The following is a 15,701-nucleotide window of genomic DNA, read 5'->3' on the forward strand; positions in this document are numbered from 1 at the left end:
GCCTGGTGAAGGAAGCGCCCCGAGAGTGCCTTCCAGTCCTTGTTCGGATCGTTTCGCCCGACTCGAGGCTTCGGCGGGTGCTGCCAGTGCGGGGCATCTCCCGACTGGACGCCGCGCCGCTGCATCGCCGGACGCACCTGCCTGGCACGATCAATCGGCATGGGGGAACAGCGGGAGCGACTCGATTGCGGAGACTGGTACCTCGATGATCCGGAGCTTGCCGACCTCCGGCGCCAGTGTTGGCGCATGCTGGACAGATTCAACGGTGCTGGGGCCGACGACGACGAGTTGAGGGCGCAGATCCTGCACGAGATGTTGGCGAAGGTCGGCGAGCGAGCGGTGGTGATGCCGCGCTTCCAGTGCAGCTACGGCCGCAACATCCGACTGGGCGACGGGGTCTTCGTGAACGTCAACGCGTTCTTCATGGACGACGCGCCGATTACGATCGGAAGCGACTCGCGGATCGGCCCGGGAGCGCAGTTGATGACCGCGCTGCACCCGATCGAGGGCCACCAGAGGCGCCGGGACGGATGGGAGCGGGCCGCCCCGATCACCGTCGGGGAGAACGTCTGGCTCGGAGCCGCGGTCACGGTTGGTCCAGGAGTCCGCATCGGGGACAACACCGTTGTCGGCGCGGGCAGTGTTGTCCTGCATGATATTCCCGACCATGCCGTCGCCGTGGGGAGTCCGGCCCGGGTGATCCGGAGAACCTTCGGCGAATCGTGACGACCGCTCACAGGCGCATCGCCGACGCCATCCGCGCCATCGACAGCGCCTCCCCGGCCCGTGCCACCACCACCTGGCGGGACTCGTCGATGTGCCGGCGCAGGGCGTCGTGGGCGTCGTCGAGGCGGCCGTCGAGCACGAGTTCGGCCAGGTGCACGTGCTCGTCGACGGTCGCCGCCATCCGGTCCGGCGTCAGGTAGTCGAACATCCGGACCGGGCGGACCTTCGCGTTGACGGCGACCAGCGCGTCGGCGAGCGCCCGGTTGCCCGCCGACACCAGCAGCGCGGTGTGGAACTGCTCGTCGAGGCCGACGAACCCGGCGTCCGGCTCCGGCATCCGGTCGCGCAGCGCGTACCACCGGTCCAGTTCGGGGCCCAGGACGTCCGGGTCGTGCCGCCGGTCGGCGTCGCCGCTGATCCGTGAGATGCCCTGCAGTTCCAGGACCGTCCGTAGTTCGTAGAGACCGGCGAGTTCGTCGAGCCGCGGCCGGTACGGGAACAGTCCGCCCTCGTCGCGCTGGATCAGCCCGTCGGCGAGCAGCCGGGCCAGCGCCTCGCGGACCGGGGTCCGGGACACGCCGTACTGGCCGGCCAGGCGTTCCTCGCCGAGCCGTTCACCGGGGGTGATCAGGCCGCACATCAGGTCCGACCGCAGGGACAGGTAGACGTGATCGCTGAGGGACCCGGATTCGGGTCGTCGGGCGCCCATCAGATCGCCATCGCGGATCGGACCTCCGACACCGCGCTGCGCACGTCGGTGCCCGCGGCCGCGCCGCCGGGACCGGACGAGGCGATGCGGCCGGAGGCGAGCACGTGGTAGCGCCGCGCGGCGTGCAGGGCGAACCCGATGTGCTGCTCCACCAGCAGCACGCCGAGGTCGCCGCGACGGGTGAGTTCGATGACGGTGCGCTCGATCTCGGCCACCACGTTCGGTTGGATGCCCTCGGTGGGCTCGTCGAGGATCAACATCTTCGGCTCGGTGATCAGGGCCCGCGCGATCGCGAGCTGCTGACGCTGGCCGCCGGAGAGCAGCCCGGCGCGCCGGTCGAGCAGGCCGGTCAGGGCGGGGAAGAGGTCCAGGGCCTCGGCCACCAGGGCCCGGCCCCGCCGCCTGCCGTCGGCCACCAGCTGCAGGTTCTCCGCGGTGGTCAGCTGGCCGAACGACTGCTGGCCCTGCGGGACGTAGGCCAGTCCCCGCGCCACCCGGGCGCTGGGCCGCAGCGCGGTGACGTCCTCGCCGTCGAACCGCACGGTGCCCGAGCGAACCGGTAGCAGCCCGACCGCGGCGCGCAGCAGCGTGGTCTTGCCGGCGCCGTTGTGTCCGAGGACCGCGGCGACACCGTCGGACGGCACCTCCAGCGACACCCCGTGGATCACCTCGGTTCGCCCGTATCCGGTTCGTACGTCAGCGAGTTCGAGCATCGTCTGCCTCCTCGGTCGTGGTGTCGGCCGCCGCGGGGGTGCCCAGGTAGACCTCCTGGACGCGGGGGTCGGCCTGCACCTGTTCGACGGTGCCCTCGCTCAGCACCCGGCCGCCGTGCAGCACGGTGACCGAGGTGGCGAAGGCCCGCATGAAGTCCATGTCGTGTTCGACCACCACCACGGTGCGTTCACCGCCGATGCGCCGCAACAGGTTTCCGGTCTCCTCGCGCTCCTCGTGGCTCATCCCGGCGACCGGCTCGTCGAGCAGCAGCACGTCGCAGTTCTGCACCAGCAGCATGCCGATCTCGAGCCACTGCTTCTGCCCGTGCGCCAGGATTCCGGCCGGGGTGTCGCGCAGCGCCGCGAGACCGGTGGTCTCGAGGGCCTCGTCGATCCGCGGTTCGACCGTCCGGCGGCGGCGCAGCATGGTCAGGGCCCCGCGGCCGGCGCCGGCGGCGATGTCGAGGTTCTGCAGGACCGTGAGCTCCTCGAAGACGCTGGCGGTCTGGAAGGTCCGACCCACGCCGAGCCGCGCGATCTGGTGAACCTTCTTGCCCACCAGTTCGATTCCGGACTTGGTGACAGATCCGCCGGCCGGCACCAGGCCGGTGATGGCGTCGACCAGGGTGGTCTTCCCGGCCCCGTTGGGGCCGATCAGGAAGCGCAGGTCGCCCTGCAGCAGCGTCAGGTCCACCCCGTCGACCGCCGTGAACCCGTCGAAGCTCACCCGCAGGTCGCGCACCTCGAGGTACTGGCTGGACATGCCCGCGTTGCCGCCGAATGCGGGCGCCGGACCCGTCGTTGCGGTGGTCGTCGTCTCGGTCATCGAGCGAACTCCATTTCCGTCTCCACGGCGGGCGGCGCCGCCGTCGGTGTGTCGGCGGACCTGCGCCTGCGGCGCAGCGCGAACAGTCCCGCCACCCCGGCCGGGAAGAAGCCGACCACCACGATGAACAACAGGCCCTGGGCGTAGACCCAGCCGGACGGGAACGTCTCGGAGAACGCGCTCTGCGCCCAGGCCACCCCGATCGCGCCGAGCACCGGCCCCAGCAGGGTGGCCCGGCCGCCGATCGCGACGCCGATCAGGAAGGCGATCGACGGCACGATGCCCACGTCGGCGGGGGAGATGATGCCCACGATCGGCACGAACAGCGCGCCCGCGATGCCGGCGAAGAAGGCCGCGGTCACGTACGCGACGAGCTTGACGTTCGCCGGGTCGTAACCCAGGAACCGGACCCGCTCCTCCTGGTCGCGGACCGCCACGAGCAGTTCCCCGTAGCGGCTGTTCATCAGCTGGCGGGTCACGGCGACCACCGCGAGCAGCACGCCGGCCGCGATGAAGAACAGCATCCGCTTGTTCGCGGGGTCGGCCAGGCTGAAGCCGAAGAACGTCCGGAACCTGTTGAGTCCGTTGCTGCCGCCGGTGCTCTGCTGGCCGATGAGCAGGATGGCGAAGGCCGCGGCGAGGGCCTGGCTGAGGATCGCGAAGTACGCCCCCTTGACCCGGCGCTTGAAGACACCGAGACCGAGCACGAAGGCCACCAGGGCGGGCAGCAGCAGGATCGCCAGGATCGTCACCACCGGGGACGCGAACGGCACCCAGTAGCCCGGCAGCGTCCGGATCCCCGCGATCTGCATGAAGTCCGGGACCTCGGAACCCTTGAGTTCGGCGTCGGCGATCTTCAGGTGCATGGCCATCGCATACGCGCCGATGCCGAAGAACACGCCCTGGCCGAGGGTCAGCATGCCGCCACGTCCCCAGGCCAGGCCGATGCCGACCGCGACGATGGCAAAGCACAGGAACTTGGCCAGCAGGCTGAGTCGGAAGTCGCTGAGGACGGCGGGTGCGAGGCCGAACAGCGCGGTGGCGGCCAGCGCGAAGCCCGCCCAGGTGCGGCGTGGGCCGCGGGTCAGGATGCTCATGCGAGGCTCCTCGTCTTGACTGCGAACAGTCCTTGCGGACGGACCTGGAGGAACACGACGATGACCACGAAGACGATGACCTTGGCGATCGACGCGGTGGTCGAGTACTCGACGAAGGAGTTCAGCAGGCCCAGGGCGAAGGCCGCGATCACGGCGCCCTTGAGCTGTCCCAGCCCGCCGACCACCACCACCAGGAAGGCGTCGATCAGGTAGGACTGCCCGAGGGTCGGGCTGGTCGACCCGATCAGGGTGAGCGCGACGCCGGCGACACCCGCCAGTCCCGAACCGATGAAGAACGTGGTGACATCGGTTCGGCGGCTGGAGATCCCGCTGGTCTCGGCCAGGTCGCGGTTCTGCACCACCGCACGGATGCGGCGACCCATGGGTGAGCGTTTGAGCGCCACCGACAGGGCCGCCACCGCGGCGATCGCCAGGACGAGGATGAAGATTCGAGTCCTCGGCACCACCGCGCCGAGGATCTCGACGCCGCCGGACAGCCAGCCCGGCGCGACGACGTTGACCGCGGGGGCGCCGAAGATGTCGCGGGCCAACTGCTGGAGCACCAGGCCCACGCCGAAGGTGACCAGCAGGGTGTCGAGCGGCCGGTGGTACATGCGGCGCACCAGCGTCATCTCCAGTGCGACGCCGAGTGCGCCGCCGACCAGGAAGCCCACCACCAGGGAGATGAGCAGCGACCCGGTGGAGCTGGAGACCACCTGCTGGACCACGTAGGCGGTGTACGAGCCGGCCATGATGAACTCGCCGTGGGCCATGTTGATCACGCCCATCTGACCGAAGGTCAGCGAGAGCCCGAGCGCGGCCAGCAGCAGGATCGAGCCGATGCTCAGACCGGTGAACAGCTGTCCGACAACGACGTCCATTGACGTCCTCCTGAAGGTGGTGGGTGTGTGGTCGTCGGGTCAGCTGCCGAGGCCGGAGGCCCAGGGGTAGGAGGTCAGGTACGGGTCGGGCTGGACCGGGGAGCCGGAGTCCCACACCGTGTAGATCAGCCCGTCGGGCCGCACCTCACCGATCCGGGCGGTCTTGGTGACGTGGTGGTTCGAGCCGTCGATGGTGACCAGGCCCTCGGGGGCGTCGAAGGTGACTCCGTCGGCCTGGTCCTGAATGTCCTTGGTGGCGAAGGACTTCGCCTTCTCCACCGTGTTCTTCCAGAGGTAGACGGAGGTGTAGGCCGCCTCCATCGGGTCGGAGGTGGGCTTGGCCGCGCCGTACTTTGCCTGGTAGGCATCGACGAAGGCCTTGTTCGCGGGCGAGTCCACGGTCTCGTAGTAGTTCCACGCGGTGAGCTGGCCCGCGATGTTCTGCGCACCGATGCCGCCGACCTCCTCCTCGGCGATCGAGACCGAGACCACCGGCATGTCGGCGGGCTTGAGTCCGACGTTGGCGTACTCGCGGAAGAAGGCGACGTTCGAATCGCCGTTGAGGGTGTTGAACACGGCGTCGGCGTCCGCGGCGCGGACCTTGTTGACGATGGTGGAGAAGTCGGTGGACCCGAGCGGGGTGTAGTCCTCGCCCTTGATCTCGATGTCGTTGGCCTCCGCGTACGCCTTGATGATCCGGTTTGCGGTCTGCGGGAACACGTAGTCGCTGCCCACCAGGTAGAGGGACTTGACGCCCTTCTGCTTCAGGTAGTCCAGCGCCGGCACGATCTGCTGGTTGGTGGTGGCCCCGGTGTAGAAGATGTTCTTCGAGTCCTCGAGGCCCTCGTACTGGACGGGGTAGTACAGCAGGGAGTTCCGGTCCTCGAAGACCGGCAGCATCGCCTTGCGGCTGGAGGAGGTCCAGCCGCCGAAAACGGCTGCGACACAGTCGCTGCTGATCAGCTTCTCGGCCTTCTCCGCGAACACCGTCGGTTCGGAGGCGCCATCCTCGGAGACCACCTGGATCTTCTTGCCCAGCACCCCGCCCGCGTTGTTGATCTGTTCGACCGCGAGCGCGATCGAGTCCCGCACGGTGACCTCGCTGATGGCCATGGTGCCCGAGAGGGAGTTGAGTGAGCCGATCTTGACGGTGTCGCCGGAGGTGTCGACGCAGGACGGGGCGGTGGCGGCGGACGCCGTGTCGGAGGCCTTGCTGCCGCAGCCGGTCAGCACCAGGCCGACGGCAGCGAGCGCGGCGGGGGCGGCGAGGGTCCGCTTCGAGAAGGTGCGCATGTACAGGCCTTTCGGTCGAGGGACTGATTCGTGGAGGGATGGTCGTGGCAGCGGTGATTCACGGAAGAGCGCTGGCGAGCCCGGTGACGGCAGCGGTTGTATACGCGGCGTGTGTACCGGGCTGTATTCGAGGACAGTAGGCGGAAGTTGTTGCGGCTGAATGTCTGTCGGTGACGAGTTGGTGACCGTGATTGCATCCGTGTGAACAAGACTTCACCGGGCGGCCGCGGCGGGGCGGCGTTGTCCGCGTCATGAAGGTCGAACCGAGGCGCCGACCTCGCGGCCGGGATCGGGTGTGCGCCACGGATCCACGGGATTTGGGGCCTCCGGTGGCGGTGGCTCGTGTACGCTCCCAAACGATCAAGCAAGCGTTCGATCGGCGGCGTCGGACGGAACGGTGTCGCTTGGCGAGACGTCCGACCGTGGCGGCGCCACGAGGGGGACCCGATGAGCACCGCCCGCCGCGACGAGATTCTCCTTCACGCCGCGCAGCTGTTCTGCGAGCGGGGGGTCGCCGGCACCACCGTCCGCGACATCGCCGATGCGGTCGGCATCCTGTCCGGGAGCCTCTACCACTACTTCGGTTCCAAGGACGCGATCGCCCTCGAGATCGTGGTGACCTTCCTCGACGACCTCAACGAGCGTTACGAGACGACGACCGACCCCGCGCTGTCCGCGCGGGAGCGGCTCTCGCAGATGGTCGCGCAGTCGTTCGCGGCCGCGGCCGACCACCCGTTCGCCACCGAGATCTACCAGAACGAGGGCTGGCTGTCCGCGCAGCCCGCCGAGAGCCGGATCGCCACGTCGGTCGCCCGCGCCCACGACTTCTGGCGGTCGGCAATCGGTCTCGGTGTGGCCGAGGGGGAGTTGCGCGACGACATCGACCCCGAGCACTTCCATCGGATGATCCGCGAGTCGGTCTGGTCGACGGTGAGGTTGTCCCGTCCGACCCTGCGGGAGTCGGCCGAGCAGTTGCGTCACGAGCTCATCACCGTGTTCCTGGACGGGTTTGCCAGCCCGGGCGCCGCCCGGGCGGCGGCCGGGCCGCGCCGCCCCGTCGTGCCCGTGGTGGCGGACGTCGGGAGTGCCGAACGGGCCGTTGCCGGTGCGGACGCCGGTGCGGACGACCTCGCGGAGCTGAGGCGCGACCTGCGTGAGCTCAAGGACGCCGTGCGCGCGCTCCAGCGCGGCCGCGAGGGCTGACCCGGGGTCCGCCCTCCCCTGCCCGGCGGCCCGGACTCTGCCCCGGCCGTCCGGGGTCCCGATCGGTCGGCGCGGGGCGGCCGGTTTACCCGCCTTTGACTTCCTCGTGTGACCCACGGCATACTCGCCCTGGCCAAGCGTCCAATCAAGCGCTTGATTGATTCGCCGAACGGGTGAAGGTTCGTGGAGACGACAGGAGTCGACTGTGAGAATCGGGAAGGCCGCGCCGCTACTGGTGGCCGCGGCCCTGGGGTTGACGGGCTGCGCGTCGGTGACCGCGATGTCGCCGGAGACGATCGTGATCGGGCTCGACGAGGACTCGACGGGGCCGGGCGCGTCGTACAGCACCATCGCGGGGCAGACCGTCCGGATCGCGGTCGACCTGCTCAACGAGCAGGGCGGAATCGACGGCAAACGCGTCGAACTCGTCGTGGAGAACGACGAGAGCAGTCCGACCAAGACGCCGTCGATCATCCGCAAACTCGTCGACCAGGGCGCGAGCGCGGTGCTGCTCGCCACCGGCAGCGGTTCGGTGCTGCAGGCGAAGTCGGTGCTCACGCAGTCGCAGATCCCCGCCATCGCGCCGGTGGTGCTCAGCGACGCCTTCGCCTCGGCGCCCGGCAACGACTACTCGTTCATGATCCCGAACTCCCTCAAGCAGTACGCCGAGGTGTACTGCGGGGCGTTCGAGAAGCTCGGCTACCGGACGCTCGGGATCCTCGGCGACGCCAGTGCCTCCATCGACGGCATCGTCAAGACGCTGCGGCCGGCGCTGGAGAAGTGCGCGACCGTGACCACGGTGGAGAAGGCCCCGGTCGACGCCGCCGACCTGACCGCGCAGGCCTCCCGGGTGGTCGGGACCGCCCCCGACGCCATCCTGGTGGCCAGCATCGGCGGCCACTTCGAGATCCTCGCGCACAACACCCTCGCGAAGATCGCCCCGGACACCCAGCGCTTCTCGCTCGCCTCGATCGGCAACCAGCCCAAGTCGTGGGCGCTGGCCGACCCCGGCGCGCTCGACGGCATGGTCTACATGGGCAGCCTCAGTTCGGGCAACCCGCGCACGGCCGCGCTCACCGAGAAGCTGCGAGCGGTCAAGGGCCCCGACTACGTGCTCACCGCCTACGACGCCCAGGCGTACGACGCGGTGATGATGCTGGCCCGAGCCATCGAGATCGCCGGCGACCACACCGACCGCGTCAAGGTGCGCGACGGCCTGCGGCAGGTCTCGGGCCTGCCCGCGTCCTTCGGCCAGGACCGGCTGACCCTGTCGTTCAGCCCCGGCGACCACCTGGCGCCGGACAGCCTGTGCGGCCTGGTCCTGGTCGACTTCGGTCCGGACAACCAGCCCAGTGGCCCCTGGGATTCCTACCAACCGCCGTGCAGCTGACGAAGGAGTCCCCGGATGACTGACGCACAACTCTGGCTCGCCGCCGTCGAGATCGGCGCCTTCTTCTCCCTGATCGCCCTGGGCATGTACCTGGTCGTGGTGGGAGCGGACTTCTTCAACTTCGCCATGGGGCCGTATGCGATGGCCGCGGCCATGGCCTGCAGCGCCGTCGTGGTCAATTACGGTGTGCCGCTGTGGCTTGCGCTCGTGCTCGGTGTGGCCGTGGGCGTCGTGCTGTCGGTGGCGACGGACCTGCTCGTGGTCCAGCAGGTCCAGAAGCGCTCCGGCCGAGGAGAACTCCCGGCACTGGTCGCGGTGACCGCGGTGCTGTTCGCGGTGCAGCAGCTCTCCGGCACGATCTTCGGGCGCACCCCGCTGCCCGGCCAGAAGCTCTTCGACGCCGAGCCGTTCACCGTCGCCGGCGCCACCGTCGACACCGCCTCCGTCACCCTGATCGGGGGCACGCTGCTGGTGTTCGCGGTGGTGGGGATCTGGCTGCAGACCTCGCAGACCGGTCGCCTGCTCCGCGCGGTCGGCGACAACCCGGACGCGGCGCGGGTGCTCGGGCTGCCGGTGGCCCGGATCCGCCTGGTGGCGTTCACGGCCGCGGGCGTCATCGCCGCCGTCGCGGGACTGCTGTTCGCGCCCAAGGCCGGCGTGCAGTTCACCAGTGGGCTCTCCTGGACCCTGACCGCCTTCTTGGCGCTGGTGATCGGCGGTACCGGCCGGAGCTGGGCGCCGCTGATCGGCGGCATGCTGCTCGGGTTCGTCCAGGTCTTCGCCCCGTTCTACTTCGGTGCGAGCGCGGCGCAGACGGCGATTCTCGTTCTCGCGCTGGTCTTTTTCGCTTTCCGGCCGGAGGGCGTGTTCTCGAGGAAGGTGCGCGTCTGATGACCGTCACAACACGTTGGTCCGGCACCGGACGCAGGTCCGGCCGGACCGGTACTCCCGGCGCCGCCGCCGCGCCGCGTCGCGGGCGGAGGGCCCTGACCGGCATCGCGGTCGAGGCCGCGATCACCCTCACCGTGGTGGCCGTCGTCCTGGCGTGGATGGGACCGAGCCTCTACCGGCAGGACCTGGTGTTCCTGGCCGCCACGTATTCCCTGATCGCCCTTGGCATGTACATCCCGTTCGTGATGGCGGGGTCGCTGTCGATGGCCTACAGCGCGTACGCCGCCATCGGCGCCTACGGGGTGGCGCTGATCTCGGTGCGCACCGGGCTGTCGATGTGGTGGGGCTGGATCCTCGGCGCGCTGGTCGCGGCGGTGGTGGCGGTGGTGCTCAGCCTGGCCACCCAGAAACTCTCCGGCTTCTACCTCGCCGCGGTGACCCTCCTGTTCGGCATGGCCTTCGAGCACTGGCTGATCGACGGGCCCGCCTTCACCGGTGGCTCCGCCGGCATCTCCGGCGTCGAGGCCGTCACGATCTTCGGCTGGCAGCCGCCGCGGTACGCCCTCGTCGTCCTGGCCATCGTGTTCGTCTGCCTGGTCGCGGTGGTGGTCGACCGGCTGCGCAAGTCGGTGTGGGGGTTGACGTTGCGCGCCTCGCGGGACAACAAGAACCTGGCCCGGTCCTCGGGCGTCAACCCGGCGCACCTGACGGTCGTCGCGCTCGCGGTCGGCGCCGCCATCGCGTCCACCGGCGGCTCGCTGTTCACGGTGTCCGTGCAGGCCGTCACGCCCGAGACCTTCACCCTGAGCATCGTCTTCCTGGCCATCTTCATGCCGATCATCGGCGGGCGGAACTCGGCCTGGGGCGCCCCGCTGGGCGCGGTGATCGTGGTGGTCGTGACCCTGAACATGCCCGGCTACCAGGGCAGCGGCGAACTGCTGCTGGCCCTCGCGGTGCTGGTGATCCTGATCGCGGCCCCGGGCGGGGTCATCGGCTGGGTCCAGTCGGCGCTGACGCGGCTGGTACCGCGGTCGAACAACGGAAGGGAACAGCTGTGAGCGAGAGCATCGGGACGTCGCTGCTCGAGGAGACCGCGCTGCTCGAGATTCGGGGACTGACCAAGTCCTACGGCGGACTTCGTGCGGTCGACGACGTCTCCTTCACCGTCGCGCCGGGCGAGGTGATCGGCCTGGTCGGGCCCAACGGCGCCGGCAAGACCACCCTGGTCGACTGCATCTTCGGCACCCAGCAGGCCGACGCGGGCACCGTGCGACTGTCCGGGCGCGCGCTGACCGGCGGCAGCGACCGGCGCGCCCGCCAGGGACTCTCGCGCACCTTCCAGCACCCGCAGTTGGCGCTGGAGCTGAGCGCGGTGGAGAACATCGTGCCCGGCATCTACGGGCACCGGATGCGCTCGCCGCTGCACTCGCTGTGGTGGGCGCTCAAGGGGCCGTTCGAGGACCCGGCCGTCGCCGACCGGCGGGCGCGCGCCGTCGCGGCCGAGTACTCGATCACCGACACCACCAGCAACTGCGGCGACCTGAGCCTGGGTGGGCAGCGGCTGGTGGAGGTGGCGCGGGCGATGGCGACCGACCCGCAGGTGCTGCTGCTCGACGAGCCGTTCGCCGGTGCCGACCACAACGGCATCGCGGCAATCGCCGGGGCGGTCCGTCAGATCCAGCAGCAGGGACGCGGGGTGGTCCTGGTCGACCACAACGTCGACCTCATCGCCGAGCTCGCCACCACCGTGGTCCTGCTCAACTTCGGTGCGGTCGCATTCCACGGCAGTCCCGCGGAATGCCTGGCGAGCGACGCCATGCGTGAGGTGTACTTCGGTGCGGGAGAGGAGAACACATGACCACGCTGGAGGTGCGCGACATCTGCGTGCGCTACGGCTCGGCGGTGGCGGTGCACGGCGCCACGTTCACGGCCCCGTCCGGCACCGTCACCGCGGTGGTCGGCCCCAACGGGGCGGGCAAGACGAGCCTGTTCGGGGCGGTCTACGGCTCCACCCGCGCCACCGGCTCGGTCACCGTCGACGGTCGGCGGGTGGACAACCTGCCCGCGGCCCGTCGGGTGCGGGAGGGCTTCGCCTACGTGCCGCAGGGCCGGCAGCTGTTCATGAAGATGTCGGTGCTCGAGAACCTGAGGGTGGGCGCGGACCTGCTCGGACTGGGCAAGGACTCCGTCGACTCCGCCCTCGACCGGTTCCCGGTGCTGCGTGAGCGCGCGCAGTCGTACGCGGGCGTGCTCAGCGGCGGCGAGCAGCAGATGCTCGTGCTCGGCCGGGCGCTGCTGGCGACGCCGAAGGTGCTGCTGCTCGACGAGATGACGACCGGCCTCGCACCGAAGATCGTGGGACAACTGCGGACCCTGGTCGCGGACCTCGCGGCGGAGGGCGTGACCGTCCTGATCGCGGAGCCGTCGCTCGCCGCGCTGGGGCCGATCGTCCAGCGCGGCTACGTGATGCAGCGGGGAGAGCTAATCGTCGCCTGCGACGACCCCGCCGAACTGGACACCGCATACAAACAGTCGATGGGCGTCGTCGACGCCGCGAGGGGGAACTGACCTGATGGACCAGCAGACGACCACCGGAATCGAGGTCGGTGAGTTCGCGTCCGCCCCGGAGAAATTCCTGGGTGTGAGCATCAGTGAGATGGTGCGGCACTGGGCGTTGACCACCCCCGACGCGGTGGCATTCGTCAGCCCCGGCGCGCGCGTGACGTGGGCCGAGTACGACGCCGCGGCGGACCGCGTCGCGTCGGCGTTGGCGGTACTTCCGGACGAGCACGCGCCGGTGGCGCTGTACCTGCCGGACACCGTGGTCTTCCACGCGGCGCTGTGCGGCGCCTACCGGGCCGGGCGCATCGCGGTCGGGATCGGATCGCGTTCGGGCATCAAGGAACTCGCTCACCTGATGGGCCGGGCGGGATGCCGGACGCTGATCACCACCGGCACCCTGCGGGGTCAGGACAACGCTGGACTGGTCGACGAGTTGTCCGCTCGGGCAGGCATTCCGGACAACGTCGTGTTCCTCGACGAGCGCGGCGGCGTGGACGTGCAGGTGGCCGACGGGCCCGGCGCGCGGCGCAAGGTGCAGGTGACCGAGCGCCGGTTCGCCGCCACCAGTCCGCAGTTCTGCATCTCCGACGTCTCGATGCTCAACTCCACCTCCGGCACCACCGGACTGCCGAAGTTGGTCACCCAGACCGAGGAACGCTGGATCGCCTTCTCCCGGGTGGCGGCCGCGGCCGGACGGATCGGCCGCAGCGACGTGTTCTTCGGGGCCGTGCCGGCGCCCTTCGGATTCGGGCTGTGGACCTCGCACTTCCTGCCCGCGCTGCTAGGCGCCCCCAACGTGGTGATGGAACGCTTCCACGTCGACACGATGATCGACCTGCTGGTCAGTGAGCGGGTGACGGTGCTCAACTGCGTCAGCACCCAGTTCAAGATGCTGCTGCGCTCCGAGCACGGGCGCACCGCGGATCTCGGCGCGCTGCGGGCGATGTTCACGGGCGGCGAGGCGGTGCCGTACTCCGAGGCGCTCGCGTTCGAGGAGCGAACCGGGGCCGCGGTGCTGCAGTTCTACGGATCCAACGAGACCGGGGCGGTGAGCGTCACCACGGTTGACGACGACCCCGAGACCCGGCTGCGTACCTGCGGGCACGTCATCGACAACATGCAGGTGCGGGTGTTCGACGATGCCGGCGCCGAGGTCCACGGAGACCAGCGCCGCGGCCAGCCCGGCGTCAACGGCCCGCTGATGTGCCACGGCTACTGGGACGACGACGACGCCAACCGCGAGCTCTACACCGACGACGGCTGGATGCTGCTCGGCGACATCGTCGAGATCGACCGGGACAACCGGGTGCGGGTGGTCGGACGCAAGGCGGACATCATCATTCGGGGTGGCAAGAACATCTCCGCCGTCGAGGTGGAGGAGTTCGTGCGCGCGCACCCGGCCGTGGTGCTGGTCTCCGTCGTCGGCGTCGAGGACGAGCTGTTCGGGGAGAAGGTCTGCGCGGTCGTGGTCACCGAGGACGGCTCGGACCTGCCGACCGCGGAGCTGACCGGCTGGCTGACCGCGAACGGCGTCACCCGCGAGTACATCCCCGAGCACGTCGTCACCGTGGACCAGCTGCCGATGGCCCCCGGCGGCAAGGTCGCCAAGGGCGAGGTGAAGTCGCTGGCTGCCGCCCGGGTCGTGGCGACCGCGTAGCCCGACGCGGGCGGGGGTGACGCGGCTCAGTGGATCAGGTACGGCGAGACCGAGCTGCGGTGCTCGTTGATGTCGATGTCCTTGCCGAGCGGCGGGAAGGCGCGCTGCGGGCAGTTGGTCCGCTCGCAGACGCGGCAGCCGGCGCCGATCGGGGTGGCGATCTCTCGGTTGTCGAGGTCCAGGGCGTCCCCGTAAACGCTGCGGCCGGCGTGCCGCAGCTCGCAGCCGAGGCCGATGGCGAAGGTCTTGCCCGGCTGGCCGTACCGCACCGCGCGGCGTTCGACGGTGCGGGCCACCCACAGGTAGCTGCGGCCGTCCGGCATCTGCGCGATCTGGGTCATGATCTTGCCCGGGTACGCGAACGACTCGTAGACGTTCCACAGCGGGCAGGTGCCGCCGCTGGACGAGAAGTGGAAACCGGTGGCGGACTGGCGTTTCGACATGTTCCCGGCACGGTCGACGCGGACGAAGGAGAACGGGATGCCGCGCTGCTTGGGCCGCTGCATCGTCGAGAGACGGTGGCAGATGGTCTCGTAACTCTGCGAGAAGAACGCGGAGAGCCGTTCGATGTCGTAGCGGAACTCCTCGGCCACGTCGTGGAACTGGCCGTACGGCAGCACCGTGGCCGCGGCGAAGTAGTTGGCCAGGCCGAGCCTCGCCAGCGAGCGTGACGCGTCGGAGGTGAAGCTGCCCTCGTCGACGAGCTTGTCCAGCAGGTCGCCGCACTCGAGGAAGGCGAGCTCGGCCGCGAACTTGAACACCCGCTGACCGCCCGAGAGGTGCGGGGAGATCTCCAGGACCCGGCCGACGGGGTCGTACCGGTGCAGGACACCCTCGCCGAGGTCGATGCGCTGGACGATCTGCACGTCGTGCACGGTCTCGAGACGGCGGGCGATCTCGCCCGCCACGTCGCCGCGGTGGAAGCGCATCCGCGCGGTGAGGTCCTCGGCGGCGGTGTCGAGCTCGTGCAGGTAGTTCTGACGCTGGTAGAAGTAGTCCCGCACCTCCTCGTGCGGCATGGTGATCGAGCCGCTGCCGCTGCCGTCGCTGTACCGGTCCTCGGTGGCGGCGGCCAACTGCATCGTGGTGTTCCGGTACCGGCGGTGCATGTTGACCATCGCCTTGGCCAGGCTCGGGTGCGCGGAGACCATCGCGGCGATCTCGTGGGCGTCGGCCTCGATGCCCATCTCCTGGTCGAGCGCGACCTCCCGCAGCTCGGCGATCAGGCGGGTGTCGTCCTGTGAGGAGAAGAAGCTGGTGTCGACGCCGAACACCTCGGTGATGCGCAGCAGCACCGGCACCGTCAGCGGGCGCACGTCGTGCTCGATCTGGTTCAGGTAGCTCGCCGAGATCTCCAGGGTCTGAGCGAGCGCGGCCTGGCTCATCCCACGTTCGCCGCGCAGTTGTCTCAGTCGCGCTCCCACGAAGGTCTTGGCCATTTCACCAGGCTACGAGGGGTTCGAAGGCTTGGCAACCTATGGTTTGCAGAATTAGCGGCGCGGGTCGCGGGCGGCTCCTACGCTGGTGTCAGGTACAGCGAGGGGCGGCCGAGATGGTCATCTCGAGGCGCCGGGTCCGCACCCCCCGGGTCCGGCGACGCCGGTCGAACGGCGGGTCCGTTCGCTCGATGACGGCGGCGGCCGGGGCGGCGTTGCTGGTGTGCGCGCTGCTGGCGCCCGGCGCGGTCGCGGACCCGGATCCCGGCCCGTCGCCGCCGCGGCACGACGCCGCCGCGGTGGCCGCGACGCCGCTC

The 15,701-nt window shown here is 69.9% G+C and carries 16 protein-coding genes; 9 read left to right on the plus strand and 7 right to left on the minus strand.

The annotated features are described in order from the left end of the window. Positions 1-159 precede the first annotated feature (159 nt). On the plus strand, positions 160-726 hold the full coding sequence (locus AC1DU4_RS16995) for a sugar O-acetyltransferase (RefSeq protein ID WP_477841721.1): 567 nt from the start codon (positions 160-162) through the stop codon (positions 724-726). A gap of 7 nt (positions 727-733) precedes the next feature. Here AC1DU4_RS16995 and AC1DU4_RS17000 read toward each other — a convergent pair whose 3' ends face one another. Genes AC1DU4_RS17000 through urtA form a run of 6 tightly spaced genes read right to left on the minus strand, consistent with a single transcriptional unit; the run spans position 734 to position 6,245 of the window. Next, positions 734-1,435 (minus strand): GntR family transcriptional regulator, encoded by a 702-nt coding sequence (locus AC1DU4_RS17000; RefSeq protein ID WP_477841723.1) that lies wholly within the window; start codon positions 1,433-1,435, stop codon positions 734-736. Then, positions 1,435-2,148, minus strand: coding sequence for an urea ABC transporter ATP-binding subunit UrtE (gene urtE / locus AC1DU4_RS17005; RefSeq protein ID WP_477841725.1), 714 nt, complete (start codon positions 2,146-2,148; stop codon positions 1,435-1,437). The genes AC1DU4_RS17000 and urtE overlap by 1 nt, the downstream gene beginning before the upstream one ends. Then, complete coding sequence (urtD, locus tag AC1DU4_RS17010) at positions 2,132-2,974, minus strand: urea ABC transporter ATP-binding protein UrtD (protein WP_477841727.1); 843 nt, start codon at positions 2,972-2,974, stop codon at positions 2,132-2,134. Before urtD ends, urtE begins: the two co-directional genes overlap by 17 nt. Further along, entirely contained in the window at positions 2,971-4,071 is a 1,101-nt protein-coding gene (urtC, locus tag AC1DU4_RS17015; protein ID WP_477841729.1) for an urea ABC transporter permease subunit UrtC, read from the minus strand. The genes urtD and urtC overlap by 4 nt, the downstream gene beginning before the upstream one ends. Further along, positions 4,068-4,952, minus strand: coding sequence for an urea ABC transporter permease subunit UrtB (urtB, locus tag AC1DU4_RS17020; RefSeq protein WP_477841731.1), 885 nt, complete (start codon positions 4,950-4,952; stop codon positions 4,068-4,070). Before urtB ends, urtC begins: the two co-directional genes overlap by 4 nt. Before the next feature lie 39 nt (positions 4,953-4,991). Then, positions 4,992-6,245: an urea ABC transporter substrate-binding protein gene (urtA, locus tag AC1DU4_RS17025; RefSeq protein ID WP_477841733.1), complete on the minus strand. Its 1,254-nt coding sequence runs from the start codon at positions 6,243-6,245 to the stop codon at positions 4,992-4,994. 447 nt (positions 6,246-6,692) lie between these two features. Between urtA and AC1DU4_RS17030 the strand changes: the two genes are divergently transcribed. The 7 genes from AC1DU4_RS17030 to AC1DU4_RS17060 all read left to right on the plus strand — a co-directional run bounded on the left by AC1DU4_RS17030 (position 6,693) and on the right by AC1DU4_RS17060 (position 13,948). Further along, the gene (locus AC1DU4_RS17030) at positions 6,693-7,448 is read left to right on the plus strand and encodes a TetR/AcrR family transcriptional regulator (protein WP_477841735.1); all 756 of its coding nucleotides are present in this window, start codon (positions 6,693-6,695) and stop codon (positions 7,446-7,448) included. 205 nt (positions 7,449-7,653) lie between these two features. Beyond that, positions 7,654-8,838: an ABC transporter substrate-binding protein gene (locus AC1DU4_RS17035; RefSeq protein ID WP_477841737.1), complete on the plus strand. Its 1,185-nt coding sequence runs from the start codon at positions 7,654-7,656 to the stop codon at positions 8,836-8,838. A gap of 15 nt (positions 8,839-8,853) precedes the next feature. Next, positions 8,854-9,729, plus strand: coding sequence for a branched-chain amino acid ABC transporter permease (locus AC1DU4_RS17040; RefSeq protein ID WP_477841739.1), 876 nt, complete (start codon positions 8,854-8,856; stop codon positions 9,727-9,729). Further along, positions 9,729-10,787 (plus strand): branched-chain amino acid ABC transporter permease, encoded by a 1,059-nt coding sequence (locus tag AC1DU4_RS17045; protein WP_477841741.1) that lies wholly within the window; start codon positions 9,729-9,731, stop codon positions 10,785-10,787. Before AC1DU4_RS17040 ends, AC1DU4_RS17045 begins: the two co-directional genes overlap by 1 nt. Then, a complete protein-coding gene (locus tag AC1DU4_RS17050; protein WP_477841743.1) occupies positions 10,784-11,587 on the plus strand; it encodes an ABC transporter ATP-binding protein in 804 nt (267 codons plus the stop codon). Before AC1DU4_RS17045 ends, AC1DU4_RS17050 begins: the two co-directional genes overlap by 4 nt. Next, positions 11,584-12,297, plus strand: a complete 714-nt coding sequence (locus AC1DU4_RS17055; RefSeq protein WP_477841744.1) for an ABC transporter ATP-binding protein — start codon at positions 11,584-11,586, stop codon at positions 12,295-12,297. Before AC1DU4_RS17050 ends, AC1DU4_RS17055 begins: the two co-directional genes overlap by 4 nt. Positions 12,298-12,301: 4 nt before the next feature. Beyond that, positions 12,302-13,948, plus strand: coding sequence for a class I adenylate-forming enzyme family protein (locus AC1DU4_RS17060; protein ID WP_477841745.1), 1,647 nt, complete (start codon positions 12,302-12,304; stop codon positions 13,946-13,948). A 26-nt stretch (positions 13,949-13,974) separates the two neighbouring features. On the opposite strand, the gene ramB is transcribed toward AC1DU4_RS17060, so the two are convergent. After that, on the minus strand, positions 13,975-15,387 hold the full coding sequence (gene ramB / locus AC1DU4_RS17065; protein ID WP_072842536.1) for an acetate metabolism transcriptional regulator RamB: 1,413 nt from the start codon (positions 15,385-15,387) through the stop codon (positions 13,975-13,977). 113 nt (positions 15,388-15,500) lie between these two features. Here ramB and AC1DU4_RS17070 point away from each other — a divergent pair. After that, the coding region (locus AC1DU4_RS17070) for a hypothetical protein (protein WP_477841747.1) at positions 15,501-15,701 on the plus strand (201 nt) is incomplete at its 3' end.

This window comes from Rhodococcus sp. P4_F5, from assembly GCF_056401315.1.

Excerpts from the sequence above, each read along its gene's own strand:
- AC1DU4_RS16995 (WP_477841721.1), top strand. The coding sequence starts at position 160 with ATGGGGGAACAGCGGGAGCGACTCGATTGCGGAGACTGGTACCTCGAT.
- AC1DU4_RS17000 (WP_477841723.1), bottom strand. The coding sequence starts at position 1,435 with ATGGGCGCCCGACGACCCGAATCCGGGTCCCTCAGCGATCACGTCTAC.
- urtE (WP_477841725.1), bottom strand. The coding sequence starts at position 2,148 with ATGCTCGAACTCGCTGACGTACGAACCGGATACGGGCGAACCGAGGTG.
- urtD (WP_477841727.1), bottom strand. The coding sequence starts at position 2,974 with ATGACCGAGACGACGACCACCGCAACGACGGGTCCGGCGCCCGCATTC.
- urtC (WP_477841729.1), bottom strand. The coding sequence starts at position 4,071 with ATGAGCATCCTGACCCGCGGCCCACGCCGCACCTGGGCGGGCTTCGCG.
- urtB (WP_477841731.1), bottom strand. The coding sequence starts at position 4,952 with ATGGACGTCGTTGTCGGACAGCTGTTCACCGGTCTGAGCATCGGCTCG.
- urtA (WP_477841733.1), bottom strand. The coding sequence starts at position 6,245 with ATGCGCACCTTCTCGAAGCGGACCCTCGCCGCCCCCGCCGCGCTCGCT.
- AC1DU4_RS17030 (WP_477841735.1), top strand. The coding sequence starts at position 6,693 with ATGAGCACCGCCCGCCGCGACGAGATTCTCCTTCACGCCGCGCAGCTG.
- AC1DU4_RS17040 (WP_477841739.1), top strand. The coding sequence starts at position 8,854 with ATGACTGACGCACAACTCTGGCTCGCCGCCGTCGAGATCGGCGCCTTC.
- AC1DU4_RS17045 (WP_477841741.1), top strand. The coding sequence starts at position 9,729 with ATGACCGTCACAACACGTTGGTCCGGCACCGGACGCAGGTCCGGCCGG.
- AC1DU4_RS17055 (WP_477841744.1), top strand. The coding sequence starts at position 11,584 with ATGACCACGCTGGAGGTGCGCGACATCTGCGTGCGCTACGGCTCGGCG.
- AC1DU4_RS17060 (WP_477841745.1), top strand. The coding sequence starts at position 12,302 with ATGGACCAGCAGACGACCACCGGAATCGAGGTCGGTGAGTTCGCGTCC.
- ramB (WP_072842536.1), bottom strand. The coding sequence starts at position 15,387 with ATGGCCAAGACCTTCGTGGGAGCGCGACTGAGACAACTGCGCGGCGAA.